The organism is Alsobacter sp. SYSU BS001988 (assembly GCF_054796215.1).
In genome coordinates this window covers 1-15,728 of record NZ_JBTAMK010000019.1, presented here as the reverse complement: position 1 = coordinate 15,728, position 15,728 = coordinate 1, and the positions used below count along the sequence as shown (strand labels likewise).

13 protein-coding genes are annotated in these 15,728 nt (G+C 70.1%); 6 read left to right on the top strand and 7 right to left on the bottom strand.

Features of this window, described 5'->3' with window-relative positions; translation table 11 throughout:
- Positions 1 to 4 precede the first annotated feature (4 nt).
- The 5 genes from ribB to fabI all read right to left on the bottom strand — a co-directional run bounded on the left by ribB (position 5) and on the right by fabI (position 8,605).
- Positions 5 to 1,312 (bottom strand): 3,4-dihydroxy-2-butanone-4-phosphate synthase, encoded by a 1,308-nt coding sequence (ribB, locus tag ACYVO7_RS22945; protein ID WP_460452094.1) that lies wholly within the window; start codon positions 1,310 to 1,312, stop codon positions 5 to 7.
- A 67-nt stretch (positions 1,313 to 1,379) separates the two neighbouring features.
- Positions 1,380 to 2,492: a chorismate synthase gene (gene aroC / locus ACYVO7_RS22940; protein WP_460452093.1), complete on the bottom strand. Its 1,113-nt coding sequence runs from the start codon at positions 2,490 to 2,492 to the stop codon at positions 1,380 to 1,382.
- 284 nt (positions 2,493 to 2,776) lie between these two features.
- Positions 2,777 to 6,880: a Pls/PosA family non-ribosomal peptide synthetase gene (locus ACYVO7_RS22935; RefSeq protein WP_460452092.1), complete on the bottom strand. Its 4,104-nt coding sequence runs from the start codon at positions 6,878 to 6,880 to the stop codon at positions 2,777 to 2,779.
- A gap of 300 nt (positions 6,881 to 7,180) precedes the next feature.
- Complete coding sequence (locus ACYVO7_RS22930; RefSeq protein ID WP_460452091.1) at positions 7,181 to 7,768, bottom strand: histidine phosphatase family protein; 588 nt, start codon at positions 7,766 to 7,768, stop codon at positions 7,181 to 7,183.
- Positions 7,769 to 7,774: 6 nt separating this feature from the next.
- Positions 7,775 to 8,605, bottom strand: a complete 831-nt coding sequence (gene fabI, locus ACYVO7_RS22925) for an enoyl-ACP reductase FabI (RefSeq protein WP_460452090.1) — start codon at positions 8,603 to 8,605, stop codon at positions 7,775 to 7,777.
- 372 nt (positions 8,606 to 8,977) lie between these two features.
- Here fabI and ACYVO7_RS22920 point away from each other — a divergent pair, with 372 nt between their 5' ends.
- Together ACYVO7_RS22920 and ACYVO7_RS22915 are read left to right on the top strand one after the other, a co-directional pair.
- Positions 8,978 to 10,840, top strand: a complete 1,863-nt coding sequence (locus ACYVO7_RS22920; protein WP_406858555.1) for a potassium transporter Kup — start codon at positions 8,978 to 8,980, stop codon at positions 10,838 to 10,840.
- Between the two features lie 123 nt (positions 10,841 to 10,963).
- The gene (locus ACYVO7_RS22915) at positions 10,964 to 11,242 is read left to right on the top strand and encodes a hypothetical protein (protein ID WP_460452089.1); all 279 of its coding nucleotides are present in this window, start codon (positions 10,964 to 10,966) and stop codon (positions 11,240 to 11,242) included.
- A gap of 26 nt (positions 11,243 to 11,268) precedes the next feature.
- Here the strand turns inward: ACYVO7_RS22915 and ACYVO7_RS22910 are convergent, their stop codons facing one another.
- On the bottom strand, positions 11,269 to 12,246 hold the full coding sequence (locus ACYVO7_RS22910) for a DnaJ C-terminal domain-containing protein (RefSeq protein WP_460452088.1): 978 nt from the start codon (positions 12,244 to 12,246) through the stop codon (positions 11,269 to 11,271).
- Positions 12,247 to 12,433: 187 nt separating this feature from the next.
- Positions 12,434 to 12,793 (bottom strand): RT0821/Lpp0805 family surface protein, encoded by a 360-nt coding sequence (locus ACYVO7_RS22905; protein ID WP_460452087.1) that lies wholly within the window; start codon positions 12,791 to 12,793, stop codon positions 12,434 to 12,436.
- 185 nt (positions 12,794 to 12,978) lie between these two features.
- On the opposite strand from ACYVO7_RS22905, the gene pdxH reads away from it, so the two are divergent.
- The 4 genes from pdxH to ACYVO7_RS22885 all read left to right on the top strand — a co-directional run bounded on the left by pdxH (position 12,979) and on the right by ACYVO7_RS22885 (position 15,520).
- Positions 12,979 to 13,581: a pyridoxamine 5'-phosphate oxidase gene (gene pdxH, locus ACYVO7_RS22900; RefSeq protein ID WP_460452086.1), complete on the top strand. Its 603-nt coding sequence runs from the start codon at positions 12,979 to 12,981 to the stop codon at positions 13,579 to 13,581.
- 67 nt (positions 13,582 to 13,648) lie between these two features.
- Positions 13,649 to 14,410: an SDR family NAD(P)-dependent oxidoreductase gene (locus ACYVO7_RS22895; protein WP_460452085.1), complete on the top strand. Its 762-nt coding sequence runs from the start codon at positions 13,649 to 13,651 to the stop codon at positions 14,408 to 14,410.
- Positions 14,391 to 14,876: an NUDIX hydrolase gene (locus ACYVO7_RS22890; protein ID WP_460452084.1), complete on the top strand. Its 486-nt coding sequence runs from the start codon at positions 14,391 to 14,393 to the stop codon at positions 14,874 to 14,876. The genes ACYVO7_RS22895 and ACYVO7_RS22890 overlap by 20 nt, the downstream gene beginning before the upstream one ends.
- Complete coding sequence (locus ACYVO7_RS22885; RefSeq protein WP_460452083.1) at positions 14,873 to 15,520, top strand: TIGR02301 family protein; 648 nt, start codon at positions 14,873 to 14,875, stop codon at positions 15,518 to 15,520. Before ACYVO7_RS22890 ends, ACYVO7_RS22885 begins: the two co-directional genes overlap by 4 nt.
- The last annotated feature ends 208 nt before the right edge of the window (positions 15,521 to 15,728 follow it).

The following is a 15,728-nucleotide window of genomic DNA, read 5'->3' as shown; positions in this document are numbered from 1 at the left end:
GCGCTCAGGCGTCCAGCGGCTCGGTCCCGACCAGTTCGATGCCGAAGCCGGCTAGGCCGACATAGGAGCGCGGCGTCGAGGAGAGGTTCACGATCGAGCTGACGTCGAGGTCCCGCAGGATCTGGGCGCCGAGGCCGATCTCGCGCCACTGGCGCTGGCGCGCCGCCTCGGTCGGCGACAGGCCCGTCTCCAACTCCTGCACCGGCACCCCGGCGGTGCCGTCGCGCAGATAGACCAGCACCCCCCGGCCGGCGGTCTTGAACCGCTGCAGGGCGGCGTGGATCGCCTTGCCGCCGCCGAAGGTGTCGGCGATGACGTTGGCGCGGTGAAGCCTCGTCACCATGGCGCGGCCGTCGCCGATGGAGCCGTACACGAAGGCGAAGTGGTGCACCGGGTCGTAGGGCGTCACATAGGCGAAGCCGGTGAGTTCGCCGATCTCGGTCTTCACCGGGAAGGTGGCGACCCGCTCGACGAGCTTCTCGCGGGCCTGCCGGTAGGCGATGAGGTCGGCCACCGAGATCCGGCGCAGATTGTGCTTGGCCCCGAACTCCTCGATCTGAGCGCCGCGCATCACCGTGCCGTCGTCGTTGGCGAGTTCGCAGATGACGCCGACCGGCGGCAGGCCGGCCAGCTTGCACAGGTCCACCGCCGCCTCGGTATGGCCGGAGCGCATCAGGACGCCGCCGTCCTTGGCGACGAGCGGGAAGACGTGGCCGGGGCGCACGAAGTCGCTCGCGCCCATATTGCCGTTGGCCAAGGCCCGCACGGTGTTTGCGCGCTGCTCGGCCGAGATGCCGGTCGTCAGCCCGTGGCGGACGTCGACCGTGATGGTGAAGGCGGTGCCGAGCGGCGCATCGTTGCTGGCCACCATGGGGGTGAGGTGCAGCCGGCGGGCCTCGCCGCTGGTGAGCGGCGCGCAGACGATCCCGCAGGTGTTGCGGATGATGAAGGCCATCTTCTCCGGCGTGCACAGCGACGCCGCGCAGACGAGGTCGCCCTCGTTCTCGCGGTCGTCGTCGTCCGTGACGATGACGATCTCGCCGCTCGCAAGCGCCTCGATGGCTTCGGTGACCGAGTGGGACATGGCGCGCTCCTCGAGCGAGGGGGTCGGCAGGACCGTGGGGAGGTTGATGAAGTCGTTCGGGGTCACGGCGCCTCCGGTGGCCCTGGAGATCAGCTCGGCCGTCTCCCGTGACATCCAGACGGTGTCGTTGTTGCAGAGCTGGGTGACGGCGGCCGGCGACACGCCGATGCGCTGCGCAAACACGTTGCGCGCCATGCCTTTCGTCCGCAGCCACTCGCCGAGCTTCATGCCGGACCGTAACCCGACCAGAAATTCAGCGCCACTGAATTTTGCGCAAATGAAGTTCTGCTGAAATTCAGCGCGGAATGGGCCAGGCGCTCGTGTCGCCCACCTGTCCGCGGTGGCGCAGGAACTGGTCGGCGACGACGCAGGCCACCATGGCCTCGCCCACCGGCACCGCCCGGATGCCCACGCAGGGATCGTGGCGGCCCTTGGTGAAGATGTCCGTCTCGCCGCCCTTGCGGTCGACGGTGAGCCTCGGGTTCAGGATGGAGGAGGTCGGCTTCACGGCGAAGCGCGCCACGACGGCCTGGCCGGTCGACACGCCGCCGAGCACGCCGCCCGCATGATTGGACAGGAACAGCGGCTTGCCGTCATTCCCGTAGCGCATCTCGTCGGCGTTCTCCTCACCGGTGAGTTCGGCCGCGCCGAAGCCGGCGCCGATCTCGACGCCCTTCACGGCGTTGATGCTCATGAGCGCCCCGGCGATCTCGCTGTCCAGCTTGCCGTAGATCGGCGCGCCGAGGCCGGGGGGCACGTTCTCCGCTACGATCTCGATGACGGCGCCGATGGACGATCCGGCCTTGCGGACCCCGTCCAGGTAGTCCGCGAAGACCATCGCGGCCGTCGCGTCCGGGCAGAAGAACGGGTTGCGGGAGACCTCGTCCCAGTCCCACCTGCTCCTGTCGATCCGGTGCGGCCCGATCTGGACCAGGGCGCCGCGCACGACGAGCCCCGGCACGACCTTGCGGGCCACCGCGCCGGCCGCCACCCGGGCCGCCGTCTCGCGCGCCGAGGAGCGCCCGCCGCCGCGATAGTCACGGATGCCGTATTTCACGTCATAGGTGAAGTCGGCGTGGCCGGGGCGGTACTTGTCCTTGATCTCCCCGTAGTCCTTCGAACGCTGGTCGACGTTCTCGATCATCAGGGCGATCGGGGTTCCGGTCGTCACCTGCACGCCGGACTCGTCGGGGAAGACGCCGGAGAGGATCTTGACCCTGTCCGGCTCCTGGCGCTGCGTCGTGAAGCGGGACTGCCCGGGGCGGCGCTTGTCGAGGTCGGCCTGGATGTCCTCGGCCGTCAGCGGGATCCGCGGCGGGCAGCCGTCGATGACGCAGCCCAGCGCCGGGCCATGGCTCTCGCCGAAGGTCGTGACGCGGAAGAGATGGCCGAAGGTGTTGTGCGACATGGCGGCGGACCCGGAGAATGGCTCCGCGTCTTAGAGCATTTTGGGGGATGGGGAAACGGCGGGTCGGCGGCGCCATGGGCTACCGTGTAGCTCCTGAGAGCCTGACATCCTCCACGCCCCTCATCCTGAGGAGCCATGCGGCTTCGCATGGCGTCTCGAAGGACGAGGGGTCCAGAGCGCACGACCGTGGAGCCTGCTGGAGTCCCTCGTCCTTCGAGACGCATCGCCAAGAGGCGATGCTCCTCAGGATGAGGGGGTGTTGAACGTGCGAGCAGGCTAGCCCCTCAGGCCGCCACCCGCACGGGCTCCGAAGCCATGGTGGGAGCGGCCGCAACCGCCACCGGCATGGCGGGCGCGCCGGCCCAGCTGGTGTGGGCGGGGATGTTCTCGCCCTTCATCACGATGGTGAGCTGGCCGAGGCGGGCGAAGTCGCCGACCGTGCTGTCATAGAGGACCGTCGTGCCCCAGCCGACATGGACGCCGCGCTTCACCTCGATGCGTCCGACCTTCATGATGCGGTCCTCGTAGAGGTGCGTCTGCAGGCAGGCGCCGAGATTCAGGGTGGCGAAGTCGCCGATCTTGACGCAGTCGAACTCGGTGATGTCGGTGAGGTCCATCCAGACGCCCTTGCCGATCTTGGTGCCGTAGAGCCGCAGCACCATGGGCAGGAACGGCGTGCCGCGCAGGAACTCGACCGAGGCCTTGCCGACGAGGCCGCCATAGAGCACCGCCACCGCCTCGGTCCGCATGGCCCAGAAGGACCACATCGGCTTCATAGTGGGCTTGTAGACGCCCATCAGCAGCCACTTGACCACGACCGAGACGGCGATCAGCGCGAGCGCGATGACGATGCCCGCCGCCAGGAAGATGGCGGTCGCCTTGCCCCACTGGCCGCTGGTGATCGGGCTCTCCATCAGGTCGGCCGTGATGTAGCCGCAGGTGATGAAGGTGGCGGTCGGCAGCGAGGTGTGCAGGGTCTCGAAGATGGTGCGGCCGAACACCCACCATTTGGAGGGGCGATAGGTCGACTGCGCGTTGGCGTTCACCTTCTGGCGGGCCGGGATCAGCATGGCCGGGCTGCCGAAGGAGATCTCGCCGCTCTTGACGTGCAGGCTCGCCGGGATGGTCGACTTCACGCCGATCAGGCAGTCGTTCTCGAGCACGGAGCCGGGCGGGATCACCGAGTCGTTGCCCATGAAGACGCGGTCGCCGGTCTTGACGGGCTCCAGGATCATCCAGCCGTTGCGGATCTCCTCGTCGCCCAGCACGGCCTCGTCGCCGACGAAGTTGTCCTCGCCGAGCTCGACCAGGTCGTAGCGACCCGCGAGATTGGTGGAGACCTCCGTGCCGCGGCCGATCTTGGCGCCGAGCAGGCGGTACCAGTGGCGCATGAACACGGTGGCGTAGAGCGACGACACGGTCTCGAGGGTCACCTCGGTGGCGAGGCCCACCATCCACTTGCGGACATAGAACCAGCTGTGGATCGAGTAATGGCCCGACTTCACCCGGGTCGGCATGATCGTCCAGCGCAGCGCCACGATGATGGCGACGGCGACCACGATCAGCGCCATGGCGGTCGGCCAGGCGAGGAAGGGCAGCGTCGCCCAGCTGACGCTGTAGTCGACCTGGCCGTCGATGAGGCCGTCGAGATTGTAGAGGATGTAGAAGGCCGGGAAGATCGGCACGAGGCCGAGCATCAGCATGACGATGTAGGAGCCCGCATAGGTCGCGTTCTGCAGCGCGCGGGTGACCGGGGTCACGGTCGGGAATTCGGGCATCGAGGCGCGGTCGACCTCGCCGGTCTTGCGGGCGGGCGAGCCGGTCCAGGTCTCCCGGGCCGGGATGGTCATGCCGGGCGCGACGGAGGTGAGGTCGCCGACCTGGGCGCCCTCCTCCACCACGCTGTCGGGGCCGAACGAGCAGGACGAGCCCGTATAGGCGTCGTCGCCGATGGTGATCGGGCCGATCACGAACTCGTCGCCGATCGCGACCGCGTTGGCGAACTTGGTCTTGATGCCGAGCGTGGCGCGGTCGCCGATGCTGATCAGGTCGATGGCGCCGGCCTCGAAGTCCGAGATCATGGCGTCCTTGCCGACCTTCGCGCCGAGCATGCGCAGGTAGACGCGCATCAGGGGCGAGTTCTGCAGGAACTTCAGCGTGGTGACCTGGATCATGCGCTGCACGAACCAGACGCGGAAATAGTAGACGCCCCAGAGCGGGTAGCGGCCCGGCTTGGTGCGGCCGAGCACGGCCCATTTCAGGGCGACGATCAGCGCCTTGGTGCCGAGATTCAGCGCCACGTAGACGCCGAGCAGCACCGGCACCTCGGCCAGCAGGCTCGGGTCGTCCTGCAGCAGGAACACGGAGGCCAGGAACAGGCCGAGCCACTGGATGGTGACGAGGCCCAGGATGAACGGCATCGCGACGCCCTGCGCCAGGCCGCACAGGAAGCGGCGGCGGAAGGACGGGGGCTCGAAGGAGAGGTCCGCGTCGGCCGTCACGGCGCGCGCGTCGATGGCGGCGCCGATGGCGCGCAGGGTGCGCTGGCCGTAGACGTCCTGCAGGGTGACGCTCTCCAGCCCGCGGTTCTGGCGCACGGCCGAAATGAAGCGGGCGGCGATCAGCGAGTGGCCGCCGAGCTCGTTGAAGAAGTCCGCGTCGAAGGGCAGGCTCTGGCCGGGGAACACCGACTGGGCGGCCTCCAGCAGCTTGGCCTCGGTGGCGGTGCGGGCCGGCTCCTGCTCGTCGGCGGGGCCAGTCGCGCTGGCCAGCGGCATGGCGCGCAGGGTCTTGCGGTCGACCTTGCCGGAGATCAGGCGCGGCAGCGTCGAGGCGAGCTCGAAGCGCGACGGCACCATATAGGACGGCAGGCGCTCGGCCAGCGCCAGGCGGACCTGCATGCGGTCGAGCTTGCCCTCGCCTTCCGGCACGATGAAGGCGACCAGCCGGTCCAGCCCGTCGTCCTGGCGCAGCACGACGGCGCACTGGGCGACGCCCGGCAGCGCGTCGAGCTTCACCTCGATCTCGCCGAGCTCGACGCGGAAGCCGCGGATCTTGACCTGGTCGTCGATGCGGCCGTGGAAGACGATGTTGCCGGCCGGGTCGACGCTCACGGCGTCGCCGGAACGATAGAGAATCGGGTCGGAGCCGTCGGTCGCGAAGGGGTTGGCGATGAACTTCTCGGCCGTCAGCTCGGGCCGTTTCAGGTAGCCCTGCGCGACGCCCGGGCCGCCGATCAGCAGCTCGCCCTGCACGCCGGGCGGCAGCAGGGTGAGGTCCTCGGAGGCGACGTAGCAGCTGTAGTTGGCGATCGGCCGGCCGATGGTGACCGCCTCGCCGGCGACCGCCTCCCAGGCGGTGGCGACCACGGTCGCCTCGGTGGGACCGTAGGTGTTGAAGATGCGGCGGCCGTCGCGCGCCCATTTCTGCACGATGGAGGCCGGCAGCGCCTCGCCGCCCAGGATGATGACGCGCAGGCTCGGGATGTCGCGCGCGAACAGGCCGAGCAGGGTCGGCACGGTGTCGATCGCCGTGACGCCGGCGTCGGCGATGACGTCGGCGAGCCTGTCGGTCTCGGCCATCACCTCGGGCGTCGCCACCCAGAGGGTCGCGCCGGCCAGATAGGGGACCCAGATCTCCTCCATCGAGAGGTCGAACGCCACCGAGGCGCTCTGGAACATGACGTCGTCGGCGGTGAGGCCGAACAGGGCGTTAGCGGCGCGCAGGTAATGAGCGATGTTGCGGTGGCTGACCACGATGCCCTTGGGCGCGCCGGTCGAGCCCGAGGTGTAGATCATGTAGGCGGGATGGTCCGGCGTCAGGCCGCGCTGGCGCGGATCGAGGGCCTCGCCGGTCTGGCCGGCGGCCAGCGATCCGGAGGTTTCGACGGGAACGCCGGCGCCGGCGGCCTGCGTCGCGAAGGCGTCGCAGGTGAGGATCAGCCTCGCGCCCGAATCGGACAGGCAGACCGCGATGCGGTCGATCGGAGCGTCGGCGTCGAAGGGCAGCCACGCGGCGCCGGACTTGGCGACGGCGATCTGGGCGACGAGCAGCTCGGACCCGCGCGGGGCCCACAGGCCGACCACGTCGCCGGGGCCGACGCCCCTCGCGGCGAGGCCGCGGGCGATGGAATTGGCGCAGCTCTCGATCTGGGCATAGGTCAGGATCTCGCCGCGGCAGACCATGGCGGCCTTGTCCGGCGTGCGGGACACGGTCGCCTCGAAGATCTCGGAGAGAACCTCGTCGCGCATCAGGTCCGGCCTGGCCTCGCCGCGCAAGATGGCGGGCGATGCGGCCTGGTCCTGACGGAGGTTGGGACCATCGAGCGCGGGATGCCCGGCGCCGATGGCGCTGGCGATGGCTACGAGGTCGGTCGGCGCCCGATTCATCTCTCGCTCTCCCGTCGCTCCGGTCGCCATCGGCCATGGCTCGTCGTTCGGAGGACTCTCCGTCGAACGGCCCTGGTTCTCGATGGCGCCCCGCAACGCCCGCTTCCCCTGGTCCCGGGTGGTCGCCCAAGACGGGCGATCCGGGGTCGCAACCCAGCACACGTGGGCTATCGCGACCCTGACTTTATGCGACCGGACGGCTGAACCCACGATGAACGAAGCTGAACGGAGCCGTTCAGGAAGCCGGCCCCGCAAGACGAGGCGAATCAGCCTCTTAGGGCGCCCTGCCGTAGGGGCCGGTCAGGTCCAGGCGAAGCGGCCGTTCTCGAAGAGCAGCACCCGCCCCTGCCAGATCTCGACGCTGGGCGCCACCAGGTCGGACACGCCGCACAGCAGGTGCAACAGCGCCCGGGCGACGCCGCCATGGGCCACCACGACCTGCTCGCCCGCCAATTCCTCGGCGAAGGGCCGGATGCGCTCGGCCAGCATGGCGTAGCTCTCGCCCGCCGGGGGCACGAAGCGCCACTTGTCGGCCTTGCGCTCCTCGGCGGCGTGGGGAGCCACCTTGCGCAGGTCGCGCCAGGTGTGGCCTTCCCAGTCCCCGAAGGAGATCTCCTTGAGGCGCGGGTCCAGCGCGTAGGCCATGGGATCGAGCCCGATGGCGCGGCGCGCCCGCTCGGCCGTGTCCCGCGTCCGCCACAGCGGGCTCACGACCCAGGGCAGCGTCCCGGCCTGGGGAGCCAGCCTGAGCAGGCGCTTGCCCGCCTCGCCCGCCTGGTGGCGGCCGCGTTCGTTGATCGGGATGTCCTGCTGTCCCTGGAGCCGGCCCTCGGCGTTCCAGTCGGTCTCGCCGTGGCGGATGAAGAACAGCCGATACGGCGAAGCCATGCGGGCTCAGGCCTTGTCGAGCGTGATGTCCGGCGCGTCCGGGTTCTTCATGCCGACGACGTGGTAGCCGGCGTCCACATGCAGGATCTCGCCCGTCATGCCGCGCGCCATGTCGGACACCAGATAGGCGGCGGTGTCGCCGACCTCCTCGGTCGTGACGGTGCGGCGCAGCGGGGCGTTGTACTCGTTCCAGCGCAGGATGTAGCGGAAGTCGCCGATGCCGGAGGCGGCCAGCGTCTTGATCGGTCCCGCCGAGATGGCGTTGACGCGGATGTTCTTGGGGCCGAGATCCGCCGCGAGGTAGCGCACGGACGCCTCGAGGGCGGCCTTGGCGACGCCCATGACGTTGTAGTGCGGCATCCACTTCTCGGCGCCGTAGTAGGTGAGGGTCAGCATCGAGCCGCCCGTCGTCATCAGCTTCTCGGCGCGCTGGGCGACGGCGGTGAAGGAGTAGCAGGAGATCAGCAGCGACTTGGTGAAGTTCGCCTCGCTGGTGTCGACGTAGCGGCCGGTCAGCTCGTCCTTGTCGGAGAACGCGATGCAGTGGACGACGAAGTCCAGGCCGCCCCACAGCTTCTCCACCTCGGCGAACACGGCGTCGACGCTGGCCGCGTCGGTCACGTCGCAATGGCCGACGACCGCGGCGCCGAGCTCGGCGGCCAGCGGCCTCACGCGTTTCTCCAGCGCCTCGCCCTGATAGGTGAAGGCCAGCTGCGCGCCGTGCTGATGCGCCGCGCGGGCGATGCCCCAGGCGATCGAGCGGTTGTTGGCCACGCCCATCACGAGTCCCCGCTTGCCCGCGAGGAGGTTCGAAGCCCGGGAGTTTTGATCAGTCATGTCAACCGTTCGTCGTGTCGGGTGGGCCGCTGCGGCGTCGGCATCAATAGCGGAACCCCCGCGCAAGCGAAAGCGCCCCCGCGTTCGTCGCTGTGGGCGACGCCTGCGAGCGCGCCGCCGTCACGCTTATTCGCAGATGGCGCTTGCCAGCCTGACCGGAACCATTTTGTGTGGACCGGGGTGGGGTGGATGGAAACCTGATCCGGTGGTGCTATAAGCGCCGCCGCCCGGTTGGAACCGGGTTGGTCATGCAGCATTCTCCCAAAGCTCCTTCAGGGCGGTGCTCAAGAGGCGAGGTCATCCGTGAACGAGAGCGCGGCGGCGCAAGGAGCGGGGCACGGGACGAGTCACGGCCACGGACAGCGGAATCTCATCGGCCTGACGGTCGGCAGCATCGGCGTGGTGTATGGGGACATCGGGACCAGTCCCCTCTACGCCTTCCGCGAGGCGCTGCTGGCCGCGGCCGGCGCCCACAACCAGCCCGGCGCCCATCCCGAGGTCCCGCGCGAGACGGTGCTGGGCGTCCTGTCGCTCATCGTCTGGGCGCTGCTGCTCGTCGTCACCGCGAAATACGTCCTGATCCTGCTGCGCGCCGACAACAACGGCGAGGGCGGGACGCTCTCCCTCATGGCGCTGGCGCAGCGCACCCTGACCAAGGGGCGCTCCTTCGTGCTCGGCCTCGGCGTCATCGGCGCGTCGATGTTTTACGGCGACTCGGTGATCACCCCGGCCATCTCGGTGCTGTCGGCCGTGGAAGGCATGAAGCTGATCACCCCGGCGCTGGAGCACTATGTGGTGCCGATCACGGTCGGCATCCTGGTGCTCCTCTTCGCCGTCCAGAGCCGCGGCACCGCCAAGGTGGCGGCTGCCTTCGGGCCGATCATGATCGCCTGGTTCGCGGTCCTGGCGGCGGGCGGGATCAGCCACATCAGCGACGACCCGGGCGTCGTGCTGGCGCTGAACCCGAGCCACGGCTTCCTGTTCGTGCTGAAGCACAAGGTCATCGGCCTGGTGACGCTCGGGGCGGTGTTCCTGGCCGTCACCGGCGGCGAGGCGCTCTACGCCGATCTCGGCCATTTCGGCCGGCGTCCCATCCAGATCGCCTGGCTCGGGCTCGTTCTCCCCTCGCTGGTGATCAATTATTTCGGCCAGGGCGCCCTGGTGCTGTCGCACCCGGAGGCGATCGAGAACCCGCTGTTCAAGCTCTATCCGGACTGGGCCATCATCCCGGTCGTCGGGCTGGCCACCGCCGCCACCGTCATCGCCAGCCAGGCGGTGATCACGGGCGCCTTCTCGCTGACCCGCCAGGCGGTGCAACTCGGCCTGCTGCCGCGCATCGACATCCGCTTCACGTCCGAGACCCATTCGGGGCAGATCTACATCCCGCGGATCAACACGCTGCTTCTGATGGGCGTGCTGATCCTGGTCCTGCTGTTCCGGTCGTCGAGCTCGCTGGCCTCGGCCTACGGCATCGCGGTGACGACCACGATGGTGGTGGACGCGACCTTGGCCTTCATCGTCATCTGGCGGCTCTGGTCGTGGAAGCCCTGGGCGGCGGCCCTGCTGGTGGCGCCCTTCCTGCTGATCGACTCGACCTTCCTGGCCGCCAACCTGCTGAAGCTGTTCGACGGCGCCTGGGCGCCGCTGGTCTTCGCCTCCTGCCTGATCCTGCTCATGGCGACGTGGCGCAAGGGCACGCGCATCCTGGCCGACAAGACGCGCCGCTCGGAGGTGCCGCTCGAGATGCTGGTGCGCAACCTGGAGAAGAAGCCGCCGCACCGGGTGCAGGGCACGGCCGTGTTCCTCACCAGCGATCCGGACTATGCGCCCACCGCCCTGTTGCACAACCTGAAGCACAACAAGATCCTGCACGAGAAGAACGTGATCCTGACGGTCTCGACCGCCGACACGCCCCGCGTGCGGGAGGACGAGCGCATCGCGATCTCGCCGGTGAGCGACCACTTCTCGCGGGTGAAGATGACGTTCGGCTACATGGAGAGCCCCAACGTGCCGCGGGGCCTCGCCATCGCGCGCAAGCTCGGCTGGACCTTCGACATCATGTCGACGTCGTTCTTCGTGTCGCGGCGCTCGATCAAGCCCGCGGCGCAGTCGGGCATGCCGCTGTGGCAGGACAAGCTCTTCATCGCGCTGGCTCGCAACGCCAGCGACGCCACGGACTTCTTCCAGATCCCGACCGGCCGCGTCGTGGAGGTCGGGACGCAGGTGACCGTCTGAGGCGCGCTCAGATATCGGCGGGCCGTTCCGGCCTCGAAACCGCGATCTCGTCAGAACGGTCTGGTCGGGCGGTGGGCGAATTTCTTAGCCGATCAAGCTTTTCCTGGCGCCCACCGAGAGGGCGTGCTGGCCTTCCACATCTCCAACAGGCACATGGACCTGTCGCCGATTCTGGCCAACGCCGCGGCCAGCCTCGGGACGCAGGCCTGGCGGCGCGGCGACGAGCAGACCGAGCCCTTCGAGAACATCAAGAGGGCGCCGGCGGTCGCCGTCCTTTTGACCCGCACCGCCGTGGCCGCAAAGGCCGCACAGGCGCAAGGCTGGAAGCCGTTGCCGCCGGATCCCTCGGTCCAGCCCTGGACCGACGACCACACGAACCTGATGTCCGTGCTGTGGCGCTAGGCTAGACGGCGGCTTCAGCGCGCCTCCTACAGATCCTTGCGGGGGTCGAAGGTCTGCTCCTCGGCCCAGCGCCGCATCAGCTCCTCGAGCGCGGCGTCCTTTTCGGGAGGCAGCACGATCTCGACGGTGACCAGGAGATCCCCGGCGCCGTCCGGCGCGGGCAGGCCCTTGCCGCGCAGCCGCAGCGTGCGGCCGCTGGACGAATAGGCCGGGATCGAGAGCTCCACCGCGCCGTCGAGCGTCGGAACCCGCACCTTGGCGCCCAGCACGGCCTCGTCGAGGCGCAGCGGCAGGCGGATGCGCAGGTCCTTGCCCTCGACCGCGAAGCGCCGGTCCGGCTTGACCTTGATGGTGACGAGGACGTCGCCGGCGGCGCCGCCCCAGGCGCTCGGATGCCCCTGCCCTTTCAGGCGGATGACCTTGCCGTCCGTGACGCCGGCCGGCACCGAGACCTCGACCTCCTTGCCGGAGGGCAGCTTGACGCGCGCCTTGGCGCCCTTGACGGCCTCCGCGAGGGAGAGCGTCGCCTCCGTGTGGGCGTCCTCGCCGGCCGGGCGCTTGGCGCCCTGGCGGCCGCCGCGCTGGCCGGCGCCGGCGAACAGGTCCGCGAACATGTCGGACGGGTCGAAGCCGCCCGGCCCGCCGCGCGAGCGAAAGCCCCCGGTCCCGGGCTCGAAGCCGAAATTGAACCCCTCGAAGCCGGCCCCCCGGCCCGCGCCGAAGCCGGCCCCCGCGCCGGCGCCGCCGCCATGGGCGAAGCCTTCGAAGCCGGCGTAGCGGGGCTTGCCCTCCGCGTCGATCTCGCCGCGGTCGAACTGCTTGCGCTTGGCGTCGTCGCCCAGGATCTCGTAGGCGGTGGTCAGCTCGGTGAACTTCTCGCGCGCCTTCGGGTCATTCGGATTGCGGTCCGGATGCCACGTCTTGGCGAGCTTGCGGTAGGCCTTCTTGATGTCGGCTTCCGCGGCGGAGCGCGGCACGCCGAGAACATCATAGGGATCGCGCATCGTCTTCATTCTCCTCACGAGGACGGAGCTGGCGCGCTCCGGTCCCGCCGGACAGGGCGGCCTGGCCGGACCGTCATGAAACTCCAGGCGGCATGTGGGGTGAGTGTTGCCGATTCGCAACGCCTGCGCCGCTGCTGGGCCAACTATAGCGTCGATCGGGCCGGAATGGGGGAGAAAGGGCGGCCGCTCAGCCGGGCGGCGGAGCCGACTTCGCCTTCTGAACGGTCCACTCGCCCGCCCCGAGCCGGCAGGCGGCCCCGACCAGCTTCTCCTCCCGGCCCTGCACCCGGACGCTGGCCTTGAACGCGCGGCAGACCTCGTCGTTGCGCACATAGGCGGCGCCGACGGCCTCGAACGCGCCCGAGCCGCCCGTCTCGGAGTTCGTCCACGCCGCCACGGGCGACTTGCGCAGCGGATCGAGCGCCTGCCCCAGAGCGGGCGCGGCCAGCCTCCAGTCGACGTCGTCGATGACGGGGCTCAGCGGCGAGGCCTTCCGCTCCACCGAGCTGGTGATCTCGGGATCGAAGCCCAGGCCCGGCAGGGTCATGGAGCATCCGGACGCGGCCAACGCAGCCGCAAGGGCTGCGCCGAATACGGCGAGGCGGGTGAGAAGGCGGCTTTCGCCGCTTTCTTCGCGGCGTCGCTGTCCCATATAAGTCGAAGCGTCGGCTCGGCGGGACACTCGCATCCTCGTCAACTCGGCATGGCGGCATTAGATCGGCGGAACCGTTAATGGCAGGTGACTTCACGGGCGCGGACGACCCCTTCGTCCTGTTTGCGGAGTGGTTCGCGCAGGCCGGGGAGTCGGAGCCCAACGACCCCAACGCGATGGCGCTGGCGACCGTCGACGAGAGCGGCCTGCCGGATGTGCGCATGGTGCTGCTGAAGGGCTACGACCAGGACGGCTTCGTGTTCTACACCAACACCGAATCGGCCAAGGGCCGGGAGCTCGCGGGCGCCCCCAAGGCCGCCGTCGTGTTCCACTGGAAGAGCCTGCGCCGCCAGGTGCGGGTGCGCGGCCCGGTGGAGCGCGTGACCGACCAGGAGGCCGACGCGTATTTCCAGAGCCGGCCGCGCGACAGCCGCATCGGCGCCTGGGCCAGCCGGCAGTCGCGTCCCCTGGAGTCGCGGTTCGCGCTGGAGAAGGCGGTGGCGACCTATGCGGCGAAATTCGCCATCGGCGAGGTGCCGCGCCCGCCGCACTGGACGGGGTTCCGCATCCGGCCGGTGCAGATGGAGTTCTGGCAGGACCGTCCCTTCCGGCTGCATGACCGGCTGACCTTCCGCCGGCCCGAACCGGCAGGCGACTGGAGCCGCGAACGTCTATATCCTTGATGCAACGCGGACGGTCCGCCGCGGCGCCCGACTGGGTCGCCGGGCCGAACGCCCCACAGGACGCCCCATGCCCAACTCCGCCAAGGACACCTCCAACGGCCCCCGCCGCGCCATGCTGCTCACCGGAGCGAGCCGCGGCATCGGCCACGCCACCGTGAAGCGCTTCTCCGCCGCCGGGTGGCGCGTGATCACCTGCTCGCGGCATCCCTTCCCCGAGAACTGCCCCTGGGAGATGGGCCCCGAGGACCACATCCAGGTCGACCTCGCCGATCCCGCCAACACCGAGGCGGCGATCGCGGAGGTGAAGAACCGCCTGGAAGGCGGCCGCCTCGACGCGCTCGTCAACAATGCGGGCATCTCGCCGAAGGGCCGCGACGGCGCCCGGCTCGGCACGATCGAGACCTCCATCGCCGACTGGCAGCGCGTGTTCCAGGTGAACTTCTTCGCCCCGGTGATGCTGGCGCGCGGCCTGATGGACGAGCTGAAGCGCGCCAAGGGGTCGGTGGTCAACGTCACCTCGATCGCGGGATCCCGGGTGCACCCCTTCGCCGGGGCCGCCTACGCGACCTCCAAGGCGGCGCTGGCCGCCCTGACTCGCGAGATGGCGGCCGATTTCGGCCCGCACGAGATCCGGGTGAACGCGATCTCGCCCGGCGAGATCGACACCGCCATCCTGTCGCCCGGAACGGACAAGATCGTCGCCCAGATCCCGATGCGCCGCCTCGGCACGCCCGAGGAGGTCGCCAAGGCGATCTATTTCCTGTGCACGGAACAGTCGAGCTATGTCCACGGCGCCGAGATCCACATCAATGGCGGCCAGCACGTCTGAGCCGGCCGAGGCCGAGTCCCGCCTCTATCCGTCGCGCCCCTTCCTGGCCGCGAGCGTCGCGGTGTTCCGGGACGGCAAGGTGCTGCTGGCGACGCGCACGAAGCCGCCTTCGGCGGCGCTGTTCTCGCTGCCCGGCGGCCTGGTCGAGCCCGGCGAGACGCTCGAGGAGGCCGCCCTGCGCGAGCTCGAGGAGGAGGTGGGCTGCGCCGCGAAGATCGCCGGCTTCGTGCGCCATTCGCAGGTGATCGAGCGCGACGGCGCCGGCCGGGTGCTGCGGCATTTCGTCATCGCCACCTTCGCGGCCCGGTGGGTCTCGGGCGAACCCGCGCCGGGTCCGGAGGCCGGGGCCGTGCTGTTCGCCGACCCTCAGGACATCGCCGCCCTGCCGACCACGCGCGGCCTGGGCGAAGTCGTGGACCTCGCCTGGCGCGTGCTCGGCGGGGCGGACGCGGGAGCTTCGCCATGACGGCCCGTCTCCTGTCGCGGGCCGGTCCCTCGGCCGGCCTGGCGCTGGCGCTCCTGGCGGCGACGCCGGAGGGCGCCGCGGCGCAGTTCTACTGGCCGTGGGAGACGCCGCCGCGCCCCGCGCCGCAGATCATCATCCAGCGGCCGCCGCCGCGGCAGTCCTATGGGGGCGTGCCCTACGGCGCCGCGCCGGCCGCGCCGTCCGCGCCCCGGCACGGCGTCATCCGCCACGGCGGCGCGCCGAAGCGGGGCGAGGCGCGCGCGACGCCGCGGCCCAGCGAGGCGAAGCCGCCGCCGCCCAAGCCGCAGGAGGAGGCGGCCCAGCCCGCGCCGGAGGCCCCGCCCCCGCCCTATGAGCCGCAGATGCTGCGCCTGTCGGAGCTGATGGGGGCGCTGGCCTTCCTGCACCCGCTCTGCGGCGGCGAGACGGAGACCGAGTGGCGCAGCCGCATGACGGCCCTGATCGACGCCGAAGCGCCCGCCCCCCAGCGGCGCGAGCGCCTGGCGGGGGCGTATAACCGCGGCTTCAGGGAGTACTCCGTCACCTATCGCCGCTGCACGCCGGCGGCCGAGACGATCATCAGCCGCTACCTCGCCGAAGGCGGCCGCCTCACCCGCGAGCTCTCCAGCCGCTTCGGCGGCTGAGAGCGCGGCGCGTCAGGCGACCGGAAGGCCGCAGCCGGCCCCCTCGCCCCGGAACGGGGAGATGGCTGGGGTGATGGATCGGCCGGTCATCCCCTCATCCGGCCCTTCGGGCCACCTTCTCCCCGTGCCGGGGAGAAGGAAGCGCGTTCAGCTCCGCGGCCTTTCGGCCCGGAGGTGGAGGGCGGCGCGGAGCGGCGTCGCTGGGGGC

What these genes read in the sequence shown, in the direction of transcription:
- ribB (WP_460452094.1), bottom strand. Translation starts at nt 1,312, where the DNA reads ATGAAGCTCGGCGAGTGGCTGCGGACGAAAGGCATGGCGCGCAACGTG.
- aroC (WP_460452093.1), bottom strand. Translation starts at nt 2,492, where the DNA reads ATGTCGCACAACACCTTCGGCCATCTCTTCCGCGTCACGACCTTCGGC.
- ACYVO7_RS22935 (WP_460452092.1), bottom strand. Translation starts at nt 6,880, where the DNA reads ATGAATCGGGCGCCGACCGACCTCGTAGCCATCGCCAGCGCCATCGGC.
- ACYVO7_RS22930 (WP_460452091.1), bottom strand. Translation starts at nt 7,768, where the DNA reads ATGGCTTCGCCGTATCGGCTGTTCTTCATCCGCCACGGCGAGACCGAC.
- fabI (WP_460452090.1), bottom strand. Translation starts at nt 8,605, where the DNA reads ATGACTGATCAAAACTCCCGGGCTTCGAACCTCCTCGCGGGCAAGCGG.
- ACYVO7_RS22910 (WP_460452088.1), bottom strand. Translation starts at nt 12,246, where the DNA reads ATGCGCGATCCCTATGATGTTCTCGGCGTGCCGCGCTCCGCCGCGGAA.
- ACYVO7_RS22905 (WP_460452087.1), bottom strand. Translation starts at nt 12,793, where the DNA reads ATGACCCTGCCGGGCCTGGGCTTCGATCCCGAGATCACCAGCTCGGTG.
- pdxH (WP_460452086.1), top strand. Translation starts at nt 12,979, where the DNA reads ATGGCAGGTGACTTCACGGGCGCGGACGACCCCTTCGTCCTGTTTGCG.
- ACYVO7_RS22895 (WP_460452085.1), top strand. Translation starts at nt 13,649, where the DNA reads ATGCCCAACTCCGCCAAGGACACCTCCAACGGCCCCCGCCGCGCCATG.
- ACYVO7_RS22890 (WP_460452084.1), top strand. Translation starts at nt 14,391, where the DNA reads ATGGCGGCCAGCACGTCTGAGCCGGCCGAGGCCGAGTCCCGCCTCTAT.
- ACYVO7_RS22885 (WP_460452083.1), top strand. Translation starts at nt 14,873, where the DNA reads ATGACGGCCCGTCTCCTGTCGCGGGCCGGTCCCTCGGCCGGCCTGGCG.